This window comes from Ornithinimicrobium cavernae (assembly GCF_003121625.1).
GTDB classification, from domain to species: domain Bacteria; phylum Actinomycetota; class Actinomycetes; order Actinomycetales; family Dermatophilaceae; genus Ornithinicoccus; species Ornithinicoccus cavernae.
In genome coordinates, this window is the sequence record NZ_QDDJ01000001.1 from 1 (window position 1) to 16,545 (window position 16,545).

The following is a 16,545-nucleotide window of genomic DNA, read 5'->3' on the forward strand; positions in this document are numbered from 1 at the left end:
GCGAACCCGACCGCCTCCACCTGCGACCGCAACCGGCCCACCGCCTCCAGGCCCTCCACCACACCCGCATCGAACACCCCGACCAGCTCGGCCGGGCCGACCCCGACCACCCGACCCAACCCCCGCGCCGCCGAGCCCAACCCGTCAGCCAGCTCCTGCGCGACCGACCCCGGGCCCTCCCGCCCGGCCAGGACCTCATCCACCTCCACCAGAGCGTCCCACTCCGCCGGCCCCATCAACTCCTCGACCGGCCCCAGATCCCCCCACACCGGCGACGACACCACCGCCGCGGACGCCGCGGACGCGGCCATCATCGCCGCGAACCCCGCCTCGGTCAACGGCCCCGGCAACACATCCACCCCCACCCCCGACGCACCCTCGTCGTGGTCAAGAGCCCCGCCCCCGACCACCACCCCCGCGCCCGCCTGCCTCATACCCACACTCAACCACCCACCACCGACAAAGCCCTGACCAGCACAAACACCGATCCCAGGAGGCTGGGCAGAAGACCGGGGCGGGCGGCGGCCCGAGGACGGGCAGCGGGCCGAGGACGGGCGGCGGCCCGGGGACGGGCGGCGGCGCCCGCCGGTGGACAGGCGGAGCGTCGCTACAACCAGTCTGTGCGAGGTCGTTGCTCGGGAGACCCAGCAGACGCCGTGCGACTCAGAACACCGAACAGACGCCGCGCTTGTCAGGAGACATAGGAGACACCGCGGGGCGGCTCGTTATCATCGTCGCCGTTCTCACCGGGTGGCAGTCGGCACCAGTGCTGGGCCAGCAGGCCGGCGAGCGCGAGGAGCAGCGCCACGGCTGCGCAGACAGTGGCTCGGATGGCCATCGCCCGCACCGAGGCGACATCGGCGTTGGGCACCTGGAGGAGCGCGATCGCCAGGTACCACCCCACCAGCGCGCCACCCCCGAGCGCGGCGGCCTGAGCCCCGACCAGGGTGCCGCGCGCCCGCTGCGGAGAGACCGGGCTCGGTGCACCGACCGACGTGCCCTCCCGGCGGCGGTAGCGCGCGTAGCGCCGCACCTGCCACCCGCTGATCAGCACCAGCACGATGAGCAGGACCAACGGACCGACCGCGATCCAGGGCACGTCGGGCAGCCCGTTGCCCAGTGCCCGCCAGCCGCGCAGCAGCAACAGGCACACGATGGTCGAGGCGAGGGCGACCAGTGCCACCGCCGAGGCTCGCACACCCCCCTGATCACCCACGACGGCGCACCCCCTGGTCAGCCACGCCGGGCAGCAGCTCGGCAACGGGGAGCAGCTGCTCACCCACGCGCAGCACGGCGTCCGCGTCGACTGCGTGCCAGGGCGACAGGACGAAGCCGCGCTCGTGGGCCCGGGGGTGCGGCAGAGTCAGCTCAGGCTCGTCACTGACCGCCTCGGACGCCTCGCCCGGCACCCCGACCTGGATCAGGTCGAGGTCGAGGGTCCGGGCGCCCCACCGGACGTCCCGGGTCCGCCCGAACTGTTCCTCCACGGCGTGGAGGGCGTGCAGCAACCGCCACGGTGCGAGCGACGTGCGCGCGAGGACAACCGCGTTGGTGTAGACCGGCTGGTCGGGACCGCCCACCGGGTCCGTCTCGAACAGTGGCGAGAGGACGAGATCGCTGAGCCCGGGCACGCGGCGGAGCCGCTCCGCCGCCTGCTGCAGGGTGTCGGCCGGGTCGGCGCCGAGATTGGCGCCGAGCGCGATGACGACGGGCACGTCCCGCTCCCGGCGCACGTGCACGGTCACGTCGCGGAACGGCACCCCGACCGGGGCGTGCGGCTTGTGCAGCGTGACCTCGACGGCCTCGACGAGCGGTCGGTTGAGCACGGCCGCGGCGATCTGCCCGGCGACGGTCTCGATCAGGTCCTGTGAGGGGCCCTCCAGGATGGCAACGACATCCGCGGCGACCTCGGCATAGTTGACGGTGTGCGCCAGGTCGTCCGTGGCCGCGGCGCGGGACAGGTCGACCTCGAGCACCAGGTCGACGGAGAACTCCTGCCCGTCGGCCTTCTCACTGTCGAGGACACCGTGATAGCCGTATGCCGTCACACCAGTGAGGGCGATCCGGTCCGGAGTGCGGGGGCCGGTCATGTGGTCTTCCCGTCGCGCGGACCTCGTGCACCCGCGGCGTCCCCGGCCGCCACACGGACGCGGTGCCAGACCGCCAGGGCGTCGCGTGTGCTGGGCACGTCGTGAACACGGACGGCCCAGGCGCCAGCCTGCGCGGCGAGCAGGCTGGTCGCGGCAGTCGCGGAGTCGCGCGAGGCCGGTGGGGTCGGCTCGACGTCCAGGCCCGCGTCGGGGTCGAGACGCCCGAGGAACCTCTTGCGGGAGGTGCCGACCAGCACGGGGTAGCCCAGGTCGATCACCTGCGCGAGACCTGCGAGCAGCTGCCAGTTGTGGTCGGCGTCCTTGCTGAACCCGAACCCGGGGTCGAGGATGATCGCCTCCCGCTCCACCCCGGCGGCCACCAGGCCGGCGACGCGGTGCTCCAGCTCGGAGATCACGTCTGTCACGACGTCGTCGTAGCGCGCCTCGCGGTCCATCCGGTCGGAGTGGGCACGCCAGTGCATCGCCACGAAGGGTGCGCCGCTCGCCGCGGCCAACGTGGCCATCTGCGGGTCAGCGAGGCCCCCGGACACGTCGTTGATCAGCTGCGCACCGGCCTCGAGCGCCTCGGCAGCGACCCGGGACCGCATGGTGTCGACCGAGATCCGGGCGCCCTGGCCCGCCAGCTCGCGGACGACGGGGAGGACCCGGTCCAGCTCCTCTTCCACAGAGGGTCGCTCCGCCCCGGGACGGGTGGACTCTCCACCGATGTCGAGCAGATCGGCCCCCTGCTCCAGGAGGAGCACCCCGTGCTCGATGGCCGCGGCCGGCTCGAACCACCGGCCGCCGTCGCTGAAGGAGTCGGGGGTCACGTTGACCACACCCATGATCAGCGGACGGTCCACCGGCCGCTGGTCACCCCGTGCTGCCGGCGACACCGTCGGGGTCACCGCCCCCGGTCGGCCAGGATCAGGCTCATCGCCTCGGCGCGCGTCGCCGGGTCCGTGAGCTGTCCCCGGACCGCGGAGGTGATCGTGGTGGCGCCCGGCTTGCGGACCCCGCGCATCGACATACACAGGTGCTCGGCCTCGATGACCACGATGACGCCCCGCGGCCGCAGGTGCGCCACCATGGCCTCGGCGATCTGGGTGGTCAGCCGCTCCTGCACCTGGGGCCGGCGGGCATACACCTCGACCAGACGCCCGAGCTTGGACAGGCCGGTGACGCGGCCGTCGGCACCCGGGATGTAGCCGACGTGCGCGACCCCGTGGAACGGCACCAGGTGGTGCTCGCAGGTGCTGTAGAGCGCGATGTCGCGCACCAGGACCATCTCGTCGTGCGCGACGTCGAACGTCGTGGACAGCGCCGCCTCGGGGTCCTGGGCCAGCCCGGCGAAGACCTCCGCGTAGGAGCGCGCCACGCGCGCGGGCGTCTCGCGGAGGCCCTCCCGGTCGGGGTCCTCCCCGACGGCGATCAGGATCTCCCGGACCGCCGCCTCGATCCGGGCGTGGTCCACCTCAGTAGTCACCACCGTCGACGTGTCCGCCCTCGGGCACCTCGATCACCTTGGCCGGCGGGTGCTCCTGGCCGTTGTCGTCCGGGTGGTGGCCGTTGGCCATGGCGCGCTGCTCGGCCTCGGTGAGGACCGGGCCGGAGGTGTGGACCCCGCGGTGGTCGCTGCTCAGCCACACCGGTCGCTCGGGCCGCTGGTGCACGTCGGCGAAGAGCTCCGCGAGCGCGGGGGCGTTGAGCGTCTCCTTCTCGAGGAGCTCCAGGACCAGCCGGTCCAGGATGTGCCGGTTGTCGTTGAGGGCGTGCCAGGCCTCGTCGTGCGCGGCCTCGATCAGGCGACGCACCTCCTGGTCGACGACACCGGCGAGGTCCTCGGAGTAGTCCCGCTCGTGGCCCATGTCGCGGCCGAGGAAGACCTCGCCGCCGCTCGAGCCCAGCTTGACGGCACCGATCCGCTCGCTCATCCCGAACTCGGTGACCATCTTGCGGGCCAGGCCCGTGGCCTTCTCGATGTCGTTGGAGGCGCCCGTCGTCGGGTCGTGGAAGACCATCTCCTCGGCGACGCGGCCGCCGAGGGCGTAGGCCAGCTGGTCGAGCAGCTCGTTGCGGGTCGTGGAGTACTTGTCGTCGGCCGGCAGCACCATCGTGTAGCCCAGGGCCCGTCCACGCGGCAGGATCGTGACCTTGCTGACGGGGTCGGTGTTGCGCATCGCCGCCGCCACCAGCGCGTGCCCGCCCTCGTGGTAGGCCGTGATCTTCTTCTCCTTGGCGCTCATCATCCGGCTGCGCTTCTGCGGACCGGCCATGACACGGTCGATCGCCTCGTCGAGGTGGTGGTCCTCGATGACGGTCTCGTTGCGGCGCGCGGTGAGCAGGGCGGCCTCGTTGAGCACGTTGGCCAGGTCGGCACCGGAGAACCCGGGGGTGCGCCGGGCCACGGCCATCAGGTCGACGCTGGGTGACATCGGCTTGCCCTTGCCGTGCACCTGCAGGATGTGCAGGCGGCCGAGCATGTCCGGTGCCTCGACCGCGATCTGGCGGTCGAAGCGGCCCGGACGCAGCAGCGCCGGGTCCAGGATGTCGGGCCGGTTCGTGGCCGCGATGAGGATCACGTTGGCGTGGGCGTCGAAGCCGTCCATCTCGACGAGCAGCTGGTTGAGGGTCTGCTCCCGCTCGTCGTGGCCACCGCCCAGGCCGGCACCGCGGTGTCGCCCGACGGCGTCGATCTCGTCGACGAAGATGATCGCCGGGGCGTTCTCCTTGGCCTCCTTGAACAGGTCACGGACACGTGAGGCACCGACACCGACGAACATCTCGACGAAGTCCGAGCCGGAGATCGTGTAGAACGGCACGCCGGCCTCGCCGGCGACAGCGCGGGCCAGCAGGGTCTTGCCCGTGCCGGGCGGGCCGTAGAGCAGCACACCCTTGGGGATCTTGGCGCCGACCTCGAGGAACTTGCGGGGCTCGGCGAGGAACTCCTTGATCTCGTGCAGCTCCTCGACGGCCTCGTCGGCGCCGGCCACGTCGGCGAAGGTGACCTTCGGCATGTCCTTGGAGGCCAGCTTGGCCTTGGACTTGCCGAACTGCATGACACCGCGGCCACCACCCTGCATACGGGTCATCAGGAACAGGAACAGCCCCAGGATGAGCAGCAGCGGGATGACCGTCATGAGCAGGGAGGTGAACCAGTTGGCCTGCTCCGGGTCGTCGGTCATCGACTCGCTCGGCGGGTGCGCCTCGAGCTCCTGCACCATCATGTCGCCGCGGGAGGGGACATAGAAGGCCTGGACACGCGAGGCGTCCTCGACCTCGTCGTTGCTGAAGGTCTGCCCCTCCTTGAGCACCATGTCGACCCGGTCCGGCGTCAGCGTGGCCTCGGCGACCTTGTCGTCCCGGATCAGTTCCAGGGCCTCGGACGTGTCGATGCGCTCATAGGCGCTGGGCATCATCAGGGTGTACCACAGGATGCCCAGACCGAGGATCATCAGGATCCACATCCAGGGGCCGCGGGTGCGCTGTCTGCTCATCAACTGTCGGGGCGGTGAGCCCCGGTCCTCCTGCTCGTTCAAAGCTGTTGTCTGGTGCGACCAACGCGCCAGCTCCTCCTAGTGTTCCAGAAGAACGTGCGGTAGCCGCCGTCCAACCTGCTCCCAGGTCCGCGCGGGCCTCAGGAGTAGACGTGCGGCGCGAGGGTCCCGACGTCCCGCAGGTTGCGGTACTTCTCGGCGAAGTCCAGCCCGTAACCCACCACGAAGGCGTTGGGGATGTCGAAGCCGACATAGCGCACGTCGATCTCCACCTTGGCCGCCTCGGGCTTGCGCAGCAGCGTGCAGATCTCGACCGAGGCGGGGCTGCGGGAGATCAGGTTCGAGCGGATCCAGCTCAGGGTGAGGCCGGAGTCGATGATGTCCTCGACGATCAGCACGTGCCGGTTGGTGATGTCGGTGTCGAGGTCCTTCAGGATCCGCACGACACCTGAGGACTTGGTGCCCGAGCCGTAGGACGACACGGCCATCCAGTCCATCTCGGCGGTGCCGGGCAGGGCGCGCATCAGGTCGGACATCACCACGACGGCGCCCTTGAGCACGCCCACCAGGAGCACGTCCTTGTCCTGGTAGTCCGCCCAGATGTCGGCGGCCAGCTCCGCCAGGCGCGTCTGGATCTGCTCCTCGGTGAGCAGCACCGTCTCCAGGTCGGCACCCATGTGCTCGGCGTCCACGTCTTCTCCTGTGCTCGGGGGTCTGGGCGTCCTCACCCTATGGGTTGCGGTCGAGCAGCGTCACCAGGTCACCTCGTCGGTGGATCCGCAGCCCTCCGGGGAGGTCGACCGGACCCTGCCCCCGCCAGTGGGTGACGAGCGAGTCGACGCCTCGCAGGTGCTCACCGGTGAGGGCCCCCGACGGTGAGCCGGCCGCCAGCGCCAGCTCGCGCCATACCCTCCGCCGGACGGCGGCGGGCAGGCCCACCAGCCCGCTCACCGGCCAGGGTGGGTCCCCCAGCCGGCCGTATGCCGTGTGGGCGGCGGCGTCGAGTGCCTCGGCGTCGTCGCGGAGCAGGTCCGCGGTGCGGGCCAGGGCAGCAGCGACGCCAGGCCCCAGCTCACGCTCCAGGACCGGCAGGATCTTGCGGGCCCGCACCCGGGTGAACCCCTCGTCGTCGTTGTGCGGGTCGGACCAGGGTGTCAGCCCGAGCTCCCGGCACGTGCCCTCCGTCGCCGCCCGCGGGACGGACAGGAAGGGACGCACGAGCCGCACCGCTGACCCCGGGCGGGCCGGCCGTGCGGGGGGCATCCCCGCCAGCGAGCGGGTGCCGGAGCCGCGCGCCAGCCCCAGCAGCACCTGCTCGGCCTGGTCGTCGCGGGTGTGCCCGAGCAGGACCGCCGCCGCACCGACCCGCTCGGCCGCGTCGGTCAGGGCCGTGTGGCGGGCGTCGCGGGCCGCGGACTCCGGCCCCTCCCGGGTGGTCTCCACCCGGACACGGACCACCTCCACCGGCGCGAGCCCCAGGGTCCGGCACTGTGCGGCCGCCGCCTCCGCGACCGCCGCCGTGCCCGCCTGGAGCCCGTGATCGACGACGACCGCACCGACCGTTCCCCCGGCCCGCGGCACCACGAAGCCGGCGGCCGCCGCCAGGGCCAGGGAGTCGGCTCCGCCCGAACAGGCGACCAGGACCGGACTCCCGGCCAGCCCGAGAGAGGTCAGGCTCCGGCGGACCGCCACGCGGGTGGCGGCGACGTCCGGGGCGGGGCCGGCCACGGGAGGGTCAGCCGTGGACCCGGCGCACCCAGGCTGCCGGGTCGGCGATCTCGGCGGCGCGCGGGAGGGTCTGCGGTGACTCCCACACCCGGTTGAACCCGTCCCTGCCCACCTCGTCGGTGACCGTCCGCACGAACACGGCACCGTCGCGGTACTGCGCCATCTTGGCGTCCAGACCGAGCAGGCGCCGCAGCACGCGGTCCACCGAGCCGGAGCCCTTGCGCCGCTCCTGGAAGCGCCGGCGGATCGTCGCGACGGTCGGGATCACGGAGGGACCGACGTCATCCATGATCACGTCCGCGTGCCCCTCCAGCAGCGACATGACGGCGGTCACCTCGGCCAGGCGCTCGCGCTGCTCGGGCGTGGCCAGCACCTGCGTGATGTCGGTCTCGCCGCGGATCACGCCGGGCAGGGCGGCAACGATCTCCTGGACCCGCTGACCCAGCTGGTCGGACTCGGGGACCAACTGGGTGCCCAGCTCACGCGCGGCGTCGAGGACGTGCTGGCGCAGCCACGGCACCGCGGTGAACTGCACCCGGTGCGTCTCCTCGTGCAGGCACACCCAGAGCCGGAAGTCGCCCGGGTCGACGCCGAGGTCGCGCTCCACGGCGAGGATGTTCGGGGCGACCAGCAGCAGACGCGGGGTGCTGCCCGGCGCCAGGTCGTACTGCCCGAGCACCTTGGTGCTCATCCACGCCAGCATCCCGGCGACCTCGGTGCCGGTGACCCGGCCACCAAAGCGCGCCGCGCTCTCCGACGGCGTCCTGGCGTCCTTGCGGCGCCGGGCCACCACCTCGTCCAGCACCGGCGCCAGCATGGCGCGCATCGAGGTCGCGTTCGCCTGGATCCAGCCGCCGCGGTCCACCACCAGCGGGGCCGGTGCGCCCTCGGGCACGTGCAGCCCGCTGGTCGCCGAGACCGGCTCGACCGCCCGCCCGGTCGCCTCACGCAGCTGGCCGACCAGGTGCTCGATCTGGGCGCGCCCGACGCGCGGCCCGGCGGGCGCCATCCGCCGCCCGGCGGCGGCCGCGAACTCCCAGTCCACGTAGTCGGCGCCCGGCCGGGCGTCCTCCAGGTCAGTCCCGCTCCCGGTGCCGGCCTCGCTCAGCTGGTGCTCCGTCATACGGCCAACCTAACGGCGGAGCCCGCCGGGACCGCATCGGCAGCACCCCCACGTGGCAGACCGGCGGCGGACACACCTCCTGTGGACGACGGCGCACCGGTCCCGGCCGTCCGGATACCGTGCTGCGCGTGAAGGTGACGGATCCGAGGGGACAGACGTGGCGGGTGACGCGCCGGTGGGTGCCGTGGCGGCGCAGGCTCAAGGGGGCCTGGGAGCTCATGCCGAGCCTGCCGCACGGCGACGACCCGGTCAGCATGGTGCTCACGGTCATCATCCTGATCGTCTGCCTGCCGATCCTGCTGCTCGCCCTCATCGCCGGGCTGGAGTTCCTGGCGCTGCTCGTGGTGCTGCCCTTCGCGATCCTGGGGCGGATGCTGTTCGGCCAGCACTGGACGATCGAGGCCCGACGCGGCTGGGAGCCCTTCTGGGAGGAGCAGGCCGGCAGCTGGCGACAGAGCGGTCAGGCCATCCGTGACGTGAGCGGGGCGATCGCCCAGGGCCACCAGCCGCCGAGGAACGTGGGCCAGGACTGACGCCGGCCGGTCAGCAGCCGCAGGCAGCGAGCTCGGCCACGATGGTGTCGACGACCGACCGGGCCTCCAGGAACGCCCCGTCCCGGCCGACGGCGTCGGCGATGATCGCGTAGGCCAGCAACCGGCCGTCCCGGGTGACGACGAGCCCCGCCAACGAGGTGACCGTCGGCAGGGACCCGGTCTTGGCGCGGGCGACACCCACCGCCGGGGCGTGCCTGTCCAGGTGGAAACGGTCCCACAGCGTGCCCGTGTAGCCCGCGATCGGCAGCTCCCCGAGGACCTGCTGCAGGTCGGGGTGGCTCCCGTCGGCGCCGCTGACGAGCAGGTCACCCAGCACCCGGACCGGGATCTGCGAGCCGTCCGAGAGACCGGACACGTCGGAGAGCCGGACGCCGGTCATGTCGATGCCGTAGGCGGTCCCGACCTGCTCCACCACCCAGTCCCGGACGGCGGCCGGGTCGGCGCTGACGCCGTCGGCCACCGCGGCCTGCCGGGCGAGCTGCTCGACCATGGCGTTGTCGCTGCTGGACATGGCCTCGGACAGGACGTCGCGGGCCGGGGCCGAGTCGACCTCCGCCAGGACAGCGGCCTCCGCCGGGGCGACCTCGCGCGGCACCTCGGTCTCGGGGCCACCGCCCACGTCGATCCCCCGCTCGGTGAGCGCCCGGCGGAACGCCATGGCGGTCTCCTGGGCCGGGTCCCGCGGCGCCGGGTCGTAGGGCACCGCGCGGTGCTCGACCAGCCCCAGCATGGTGATGGGCCCGGTGTAGCCCTCGTTCAGCCAGTAGTCGCTCCACCCCTGCGGACGGATCGGACCGGCCGCGTAGGTCGTGTCCAGCCGGAGCCGGACCTGCTGCCCGTCCACGCCGAGGCCCTGCTCCCGCAGCGCCCGCGCGGTCTGGTCAGCCAGGTCCCCGAGCCCGGCGTGCCCCTCGACGAGATCCGGGTCCCCCGCACCAGCCGCGAGCATCATGTCCCCGCCCGCGACCAGGACGATCTGGTCGGGCTCGGCACCGGCCACCACCCTCGTGCGGAAGGGCTCGTCCAGGGGCAGGGACGTGACGATGGCGGCGGCCGCGAGGAGCTTGGTCGTCGAGGCCGGGGTCAGCGGGCGCTCGACGTTGCCGTTGACGAGCACCTCACCGCTCGTGACGTCGCGCACGGTCACACCGATGTGCGTGGCCTTCCCCAGCCACTCGCTGTCGACGTCGTCACCGATCGCGGCGCGCACGGCCCCGGGGTCCACCGCCAGTCCACTGGTGACCGGCTGCAGCACCGGCGCCGGAGCGGGCGCCACCTGGGGACGCACCTCCGCCTGGGCGACCACCACCCCGGAGGCGTCGCCGGCGGGGCCCTCCGCGTCGTCACCCAGCGGTGCGGCATACGCTGCTGCCGAGGGCAGGACGAGGCCGACCGACAGCAGCGCGGCTGCGGCACGGTGCCGTCCGAGCATGAGCCCTGCTTTCCCGAAATCGCGTTCGTGTACGAAACTCTTCCCTGAAGAGTAAACACTGAACCTCCGATCCGTTCCGACCATGAAGGGTTGACCTCATGCATTTCGACGTGACCATCGAGATCCCGCAGGGAAGCCGCAACAAGTACGAGGTGGACCACGCAACGGGTCGCATCCGGCTCGACCGGATGTTGTTCACCGCCACCCGCTACCCGGCGGACTACGGCTACATCGAGGACACGCTCGGTGAGGACGGCGACCCGCTGGACGCCCTGGTGCTGCTCGACGAGCCGACCTGGCCCGGTTGCCTGGTCGCCGCCCGTCCGATCGGCATGTTCCACATGCGCGACGAGGCCGGCGGTGACGACAAGATCATCTGCGTGCCGGCGGACGACCCGCGCAAGTCGAACATCCGGGAGCTGGAGCACATCGGCGACCACACCCGGCTGGAGATCCAGCACTTCTTCGAGGTCTACAAGGACCTGGAGCCCGGCAAGTCCGTCGAGGGTGCCCACTGGGCGGGCCGCGCCGAGGCCGAGCAGACGTACCACGAGTCCGTGCAGCGCGCCAAGGACGCCGGGCTGACGACGGCCCGCTGGGCGGGCCCGGGCAACCAGGCGCACTGACCCGAGCAGCGATCAGCCCCCGTCGCCAGTGTGGTGACGGGGGCTGACTGCTGTGTGACGGTATGCCGAGGGGCCGGCTGAGACCTCCCGCGCGGCGGCCCGTGCGGTCGGGTCAGGGGCGACCGGCGTAGGGCAGCAGGCCCGTGGCGTAGTACATCCCGGTGATCTTCGTGCCGTCCCAGCTCGACCAGTCGCGCAGCGCGTGGATGACCTGGCCGTCGCCCAGGTAGATGCCGACGTGGAAGATGCCAGACGGCGTGCCGTCGTAGCTGTAGAACAACAGGTCGCCGCGCTGCGCCTCGCTGACCGGGACCTTGGCGGTCTGCTGGTACTGCACCCGGCTGGAGTGGGTGAGGTAGACACCGGCCTCCCGCCAGGACGCCTTGGTCAGGCCCGAGCAGTCGAACCCGTCCGGACCGTCGGCGGCCCACACGTAGGGCTTGCCGAGCTGCTTGTGGGCGTAGGAGATCGCGGTCTCCGTGCCGGGTGCCGGCCCGGGCGCGGGTGCGGGCGGCGGTTCGGGAGCCGGGGGCGGCGTCGGTGTGGGTGTCGGCGAGGGCGCCGGCGGTGGGGTCGGCGTCGGGCTCGGCTCGGGCTCCGGTTCCGGCACGGGAGTCGGAGTCGGGGTCGGGGTCGGCGACGGCTTCGGGGTGGGGCTCGGCTCGGGCTCCGGTTCCGGAGTCGGTGTCGGGCTCGGCTCCGGAGCGGGGGTCGGAGTCGGTGTCGGGCTCGGCTCGGGAGCCGGGGTCGGGGCGGGCGGGGTCGGCTCCGGGGTGGGCTGCGGCTCCGGGGTCGGTTGCGGCTCCGGCTCCGGGGTGGGCTGCGGCTCCGTCGTGGGCTCGGGAGAGTCCTCCGTCGCCTGCTCCTCCTCGGCTGCCCGCTCCTCCTCGGCCCGCTCCTGGGCCAGCAGCTCCTCGACCCGGCGCTGCTCGGCCTCGGCGGCCAACCGGTCGGCCTCCTCCTGCAGGTGGGTCTGACGCGCCCGCTCCGTCTCGAGGGAGACCTCACGCAGCCGCGCGAGCTCCAGGACCGTCGCCTCGCGCTCGGCGGCCAGCTGGGCGCTCTGGGTCTCGGCCGTCTGGAGTGCCTCGGTCGCGACCTGCTCGGCGTCCGCCGCGCGGATGGCTGCAGCCTCCGACTGTGCGGAGGCCAGGGCCGCCTCGCGCTCGAGCGCCTCGGCGACCCCCGAGGCGCGCGAGGCGTCGTTCAGGTCGCGTGCCCGGATCTTCCCCACGACCTCCAGCGCACCCGCCCGGTCGATGAGGTTCTCCGGCCCGTCCGACAGCAACAGCTCCAGGGTCGTCAGGCCACCCGACTTGTAGGCCTCGGCGGCGTGCCGCCCCAGCACCTGGTTGGCGGCCTGGGCCTCGGCCCCGGCCGCGGCAGCCTCGTCCGCCAGGCGCTCGGCCTCGGCGGCCGCGGTGTCCGCCTCGTAGGTCGCCAGCGCCGAGTCCTCCGCCGCGATCTCGGCCGCCTGCTGGGCGGAGCGCAGCCGCTCGGTGTACCCGAGCATCAGGGAGTCCAGCTCGGCGACCCGGCCCGCGGTGTTCACGACCACCTGCTGCGCCGCCCGCACCTCCTCCTCGGAGGGGACGTAGTCCTCGGCCGCGGCAGGCAGGGCCGAGGCGATGAGAAACGCGCCGGTCAGTAGCGCGCCGTAACGGGGGCGGCGTCCGGGGAGAGCCACAACACACTCACTTCCGATTCAGGGGACCGCACCATGGGGCAACAGGCTGTGCGACCGGACATGACAGTAGGGCCAATCAGCCACAAAGGAAACTCCAGTCACATGCATTTACGCTGGTCACAGTGGTATCAACGATCACACCGGTCGCTCCAGCCCCTCCCGTTCGATAATCACACCGCTGTCTTTCAGCAGGTCTTCTCACCTGTGGCGGCGCCCTCTCCGGGAGCTTCGATCACCCGATAACGATCTGATAACGATGGGTGTGGGAGCGGTATCGTTAGCCCCGAAGGGTCCGTCCTATCGGCTGCCGTGGGCCGACGGGCCCGACCACCACACCCAAGGGGGAGAGTCAATGACCGCACCACCTGCTGGCACCTTTGACGGAAGCCAGAGTTCGACCTATACCTACGAACCGCCCACCCAGAGCAAGAGCCGACCGGCCCTGCTGATCGCACTGGCGGTGGTCGCGGCCCTGGTCATCGGCGGTGGCGCATGGGCCGCGACGCGCATGCTCGGCGGTGGCGGTGACCAGCCCTCCAGCGCGCTCCCGCAGGAGACGGCCGCCTATCTCCAGCTCGACATCAACCCCAGCGTCGGGGAGAAGATCGCGGCTGTGCGGTTCTTCCAGGGGCTCGACGAGGAGGTGCTGGAGACCCTCCGTGACGGGGACATCCGCGCGAAAGCCTTCGAGTGGATGGCGGAGGAGGAAGAGGCGTTCGCCGCGATCGACTACGCCGAGGACATCGAGCCGTGGCTCGGTGACCGTCTCGGCCTGGGCGTCGTGCCGAACGGCAGCGACGAGCCCTACGTCGGCATCGCGCTCCAGGTCAAGGACGAGGAGGCCGCCAACGAGGGGTTGAGCAAGCTGCAGGAGGCGACCAACGCCTCGGGTGGCGACGCGGCCGAGGGCCTCGACTGGTACTTCCACGGTGACTACGCCGTGCTGACCACGACCGACGCGGTCGGCGCCCTCCAGGGGATGACCGAGAGCGGCAGCCTGGCCGACAAGGAGACCTTCAGCGGCGACATGGCGGCCCTCGGCGACGAGGGCGTGATGGCAGGCTGGGTGGACGCCGAGCCGCTGGCCACCCTGGCCGACAGCCCGCTGGCCGAGCAGTCGCTCGACAGTGCCGCGGACCTGGACCCGTCAGGTGCTCTCGGCAGCATGGCCGGCACGAGCCGGCTCGCTGAGCAGGCCGCGACCGGTCGCTTCGCCGCGGCCCTGCGCTTCTCCGAGGACGCCATCGAGGTCCAGGGAGTGTCGCGTGGGCACGAGGACTTCGGCATCGAGGGTGGCGACAGCGGCCACGTGGTCCTGGACCTGCCGGAGGACACCGTCGCGGCCCTCAGCCTCGAGCACGGTGACCAGTACGTCGCCCAGGCCTACGAGCTGCTCAAGGAGCAGTTCCCGGAGGACTTCGCCGAGGCGGAGGCCCAGGCCTCCGAGGCCGGCTTCACCCTCCCGGACGACGTGCAGACGCTGCTGGGCTCCAGCCTGAGCGTGTCCGTCGGCCCCGGCATCCTGGACCTGCAGGACGACGTCGAGAACTTCGAGGCCTGGGAGGTCGCCTACCGCACCGAGACCGACACGGCGGCGGCCGAGGACCTGCTGTCCCGCGTGCTCGCGATGAGCGGCGGGCAGGAGATCGAGCAGCTCCTCGCGAAGCGCTCCGACGACGGCGTCCTCACGGTGGGTGTCAGCAAGCCCTATGTCGACGCGGTCGCCGAGGGCGGATCCCTGGGCAGCCACCGGACGTTCAAGGCGGCGGTGCCCGGTGCGGACGACGCGCACTCCGTGTTCTACGTCAACGTGAACACCTTCGAGGACCTCTACCTCACGGAGATCCCCGACGCGCAGACCCGCGAGTCCCTCGAGCTGCTGGCCGCGGTGGGCTACAGCGCCACCACCGACGCCGACGGCAACGGCGAGTTCACCCTCCGCCTCGTGGCCGACGAGTGACCGGCCGCGTCGCCTGAGACGCCACACGCAGAAGGCCCACCCGGAGCAGTCCCGGTGGGCCTTCTGCTGTGCTGGAGCCGCCTATCGGAATCGAACCGATGACCTATTCATTACGAGTGAATCGCTCTAGCCGACTGAGCTAAGGCGGCGCGCACCCCGCAAAGGGTGCCCAGGGAGGATAACCGATCGGCCGACCGCGGAGCGAATCAGCAGGACAGGCCGTCCTCCGGCACGGTGCCCTCGGTAAGGTAGGCGTCCACGGCGCCGTCGACGCAGTCGTTGGAGCGACCGTAGGCGGTGTGGCCGTCACCGTCGTAGGTGATCAGCACACCCGAGGACAGCTGCTCCGCGAGGGACACGGCCCACTCGTAGGGCGTGGCCGGGTCACGGGTGGTGCCGATGACCACGATCGGCGCCGCACCCTCGCCGTCGTACTCCTCCAGGACCGTCTGGGCCTCGACCGGCCAGTAGGCGCAGGCGCCCTCCCCGGCGAGGTACCTGCCGAAGGTCGGCGCGACCTCCTCGAACTCGGCCAGCACCTGCTCCTTGTCCAGGGACGGCTCGGCCGCCCGGTCCAGGCAGTTCACGGCCGTGATGGCCTGCATGCTGTTGCCGTCGTAGGTGCCGTCCGCTGACCGGCCGGCGTAGATGTTGGCCAGGAACATCAGCATGGTCGCGTCGCCGTCCTGCGCCGCCCGCAGGGCCTGCGTCAGGATCGGCCAGGCCGTCTCGTCATACATCGCCACGATGATGCCGAGGACGCCCCAGCCCTCCGTCAGCGCGCCGGCGGCGTCGCCCTCGAGCGGGATGGGGTTGGCGTCGAGCTCGTCGAGGAAGGCGGTGATGCCAGCCATCCCGGAGTCGACGTCGTCACCGAGGGGGCAGTCCCCCTCGTCGACACAGCTCTGGACGTACTCGCGGGTGGCCTGCTCGAAGCCTGCGGCCTGCCCCAGCCCCATGTCGAGGCTGCTCATGGTCGGGTCCACGGCGCCGTCGAGCACGAAGTGACCGACGTTGGCAGGGAAGAGCTCGGCGTAGGTGGCGCCGATGAACGTGCCGTAGGACGCCCCCAGGTAGTCGAGCTGGTCCTCCCCCAGTGCCGCGCGCAGCACGTCCATGTCACGGGCGACCTCGACCGTCGACACGTGACCGAGGAGCTCGCCGGCCTTGGCCTCGCAGGCGGAGGCGAAGCTCTGCAGCAGCTCGGCGGAGGCCTCCTCCTCGGCCGCGTCGTCCGGGGTGGGGTCAGCACCGAGGTAGTCGTCCATCTGCGCGTCGTCGAAGCACTCGATGGGGGCAGAGCGGGCCACGCCGCGGGGGTCGAACCCGACGATGTCGAACTGTTCACGGACCTCGTCAGAGATCACCATCCCGGCCTGCGTGGCGTAGTCCACGCCCGAGCCCCCTGGGCCGCCGGGGTTGACCACCAGCGATCCCTTGCGACTGTCCCCCGCGGGCACGCGCAGCAGCGACAGCTCGATGGTCTCCCCGTCCGGCTGCTCATAGTCGATCGGGACGGTGAGCGTCGCGCACTCGCCGCCGTCACAGCTCTCCCAGGCCAGGTCCTGCCCGTAGAACTCCTCGAGCCCCTCCGGCACAGCGACACTGCCGCTGCTCGTGCCCCCGTCGCCACCGGTGCCGGTGCCGCCCTCCCCGGTCGCCTCCGGACCCTCGGTAGTGGCGCCTCCGGTCGTCCGGGGCGCGCCGTCGACCACCTCGGTGTCGGGGGCCCCGGTGCACCCGCTCGCGAGCAGCGCCAGCACGGCCCCGCCCGCAGCGACCCGGCCCAGCCGCCGTCGCACTCCCGCACCGCTCGTCTCGTGCATCCTGGGTTCCCTCTCCCTCATG

At 72.0% G+C, this 16,545-nt stretch carries 15 protein-coding genes and 1 tRNA gene; 3 read left to right on the plus strand and 13 right to left on the minus strand.

What is annotated here, in order from left to right:
• The 9 genes from DA085_RS20790 to DA085_RS00045 all read right to left on the minus strand — a co-directional run.
• Positions 1–434 (minus strand): hypothetical protein (locus DA085_RS20790; RefSeq protein WP_202619048.1); only part of this gene is annotated, 434 nt, incomplete at its 3' end.
• Between the two features lie 257 nt (positions 435–691).
• Positions 692–1,216 carry a DUF3180 family protein gene (locus tag DA085_RS00010; RefSeq protein ID WP_161958357.1) on the minus strand — a complete coding sequence of 175 codons (525 nt, stop codon included), beginning with the start codon at positions 1,214–1,216 and terminating at the stop codon, positions 692–694.
• Entirely contained in the window at positions 1,209–2,090 is an 882-nt protein-coding gene (gene folK / locus DA085_RS00015) for a 2-amino-4-hydroxy-6-hydroxymethyldihydropteridine diphosphokinase (protein ID WP_109470895.1), read from the minus strand. The genes DA085_RS00010 and folK overlap by 8 nt, the downstream gene beginning before the upstream one ends.
• Positions 2,087–2,953 (minus strand): dihydropteroate synthase, encoded by an 867-nt coding sequence (folP, locus tag DA085_RS00020; protein WP_474100123.1) that lies wholly within the window; start codon positions 2,951–2,953, stop codon positions 2,087–2,089. The genes folK and folP overlap by 4 nt, the downstream gene beginning before the upstream one ends.
• Before the next feature lie 41 nt (positions 2,954–2,994).
• Entirely contained in the window at positions 2,995–3,576 is a 582-nt protein-coding gene (gene folE / locus DA085_RS00025; RefSeq protein ID WP_237565223.1) for a GTP cyclohydrolase I FolE, read from the minus strand.
• Positions 3,566–5,587 (minus strand): ATP-dependent zinc metalloprotease FtsH, encoded by a 2,022-nt coding sequence (ftsH, locus tag DA085_RS00030; RefSeq protein ID WP_237565224.1) that lies wholly within the window; start codon positions 5,585–5,587, stop codon positions 3,566–3,568. The genes folE and ftsH overlap by 11 nt, the downstream gene beginning before the upstream one ends.
• 140 nt (positions 5,588–5,727) lie before the next feature.
• Positions 5,728–6,279 (minus strand): hypoxanthine phosphoribosyltransferase, encoded by a 552-nt coding sequence (hpt, locus tag DA085_RS00035; RefSeq protein ID WP_109470898.1) that lies wholly within the window; start codon positions 6,277–6,279, stop codon positions 5,728–5,730.
• Between the two features lie 37 nt (positions 6,280–6,316).
• Complete coding sequence (tilS, locus tag DA085_RS00040; protein WP_109470899.1) at positions 6,317–7,315, minus strand: tRNA lysidine(34) synthetase TilS; 999 nt, start codon at positions 7,313–7,315, stop codon at positions 6,317–6,319.
• Between the two features lie 7 nt (positions 7,316–7,322).
• A complete protein-coding gene (locus DA085_RS00045; protein WP_109470900.1) occupies positions 7,323–8,438 on the minus strand; it encodes a zinc-dependent metalloprotease in 1,116 nt (371 codons plus the stop codon).
• 128 nt (positions 8,439–8,566) lie between these two features.
• On the opposite strand from DA085_RS00045, the gene DA085_RS00050 reads away from it, so the two are divergent.
• Positions 8,567–8,971, plus strand: coding sequence for a hypothetical protein (locus DA085_RS00050; RefSeq protein WP_154402034.1), 405 nt, complete (start codon positions 8,567–8,569; stop codon positions 8,969–8,971).
• A gap of 10 nt (positions 8,972–8,981) precedes the next feature.
• Here the strand turns inward: DA085_RS00050 and dacB are convergent, their stop codons facing one another.
• Positions 8,982–10,424: a D-alanyl-D-alanine carboxypeptidase/D-alanyl-D-alanine endopeptidase gene (dacB, locus tag DA085_RS00055; protein ID WP_109470902.1), complete on the minus strand. Its 1,443-nt coding sequence runs from the start codon at positions 10,422–10,424 to the stop codon at positions 8,982–8,984.
• Positions 10,425–10,522: 98 nt separating this feature from the next.
• On the opposite strand from dacB, the gene DA085_RS00060 reads away from it, so the two are divergent.
• Positions 10,523–11,050: an inorganic diphosphatase gene (locus DA085_RS00060; RefSeq protein WP_109470903.1), complete on the plus strand. Its 528-nt coding sequence runs from the start codon at positions 10,523–10,525 to the stop codon at positions 11,048–11,050.
• A gap of 112 nt (positions 11,051–11,162) precedes the next feature.
• On the opposite strand, the gene DA085_RS00065 is transcribed toward DA085_RS00060, so the two are convergent.
• Positions 11,163–12,737 carry a C40 family peptidase gene (locus DA085_RS00065; RefSeq protein WP_109470904.1) on the minus strand — a complete coding sequence of 525 codons (1,575 nt, stop codon included), beginning with the start codon at positions 12,735–12,737 and terminating at the stop codon, positions 11,163–11,165.
• A 352-nt stretch (positions 12,738–13,089) separates the two neighbouring features.
• Between DA085_RS00065 and DA085_RS21085 the strand changes: the two genes are divergently transcribed.
• Positions 13,090–14,697: a DUF3352 domain-containing protein gene (locus tag DA085_RS21085; protein ID WP_202619049.1), complete on the plus strand. Its 1,608-nt coding sequence runs from the start codon at positions 13,090–13,092 to the stop codon at positions 14,695–14,697.
• Positions 14,698–14,769: 72 nt separating this feature from the next.
• Here DA085_RS21085 and DA085_RS00075 read toward each other — a convergent pair.
• Together DA085_RS00075 and DA085_RS00080 are read right to left on the minus strand one after the other, a co-directional pair.
• Positions 14,770–14,846, minus strand: a tRNA-Thr gene (locus DA085_RS00075).
• Positions 14,847–14,903: 57 nt separating this feature from the next.
• On the minus strand, positions 14,904–16,523 hold the full coding sequence (locus tag DA085_RS00080; protein ID WP_109470905.1) for an alpha/beta hydrolase: 1,620 nt from the start codon (positions 16,521–16,523) through the stop codon (positions 14,904–14,906).
• Positions 16,524–16,545: the final 22 nt, after the last annotated feature.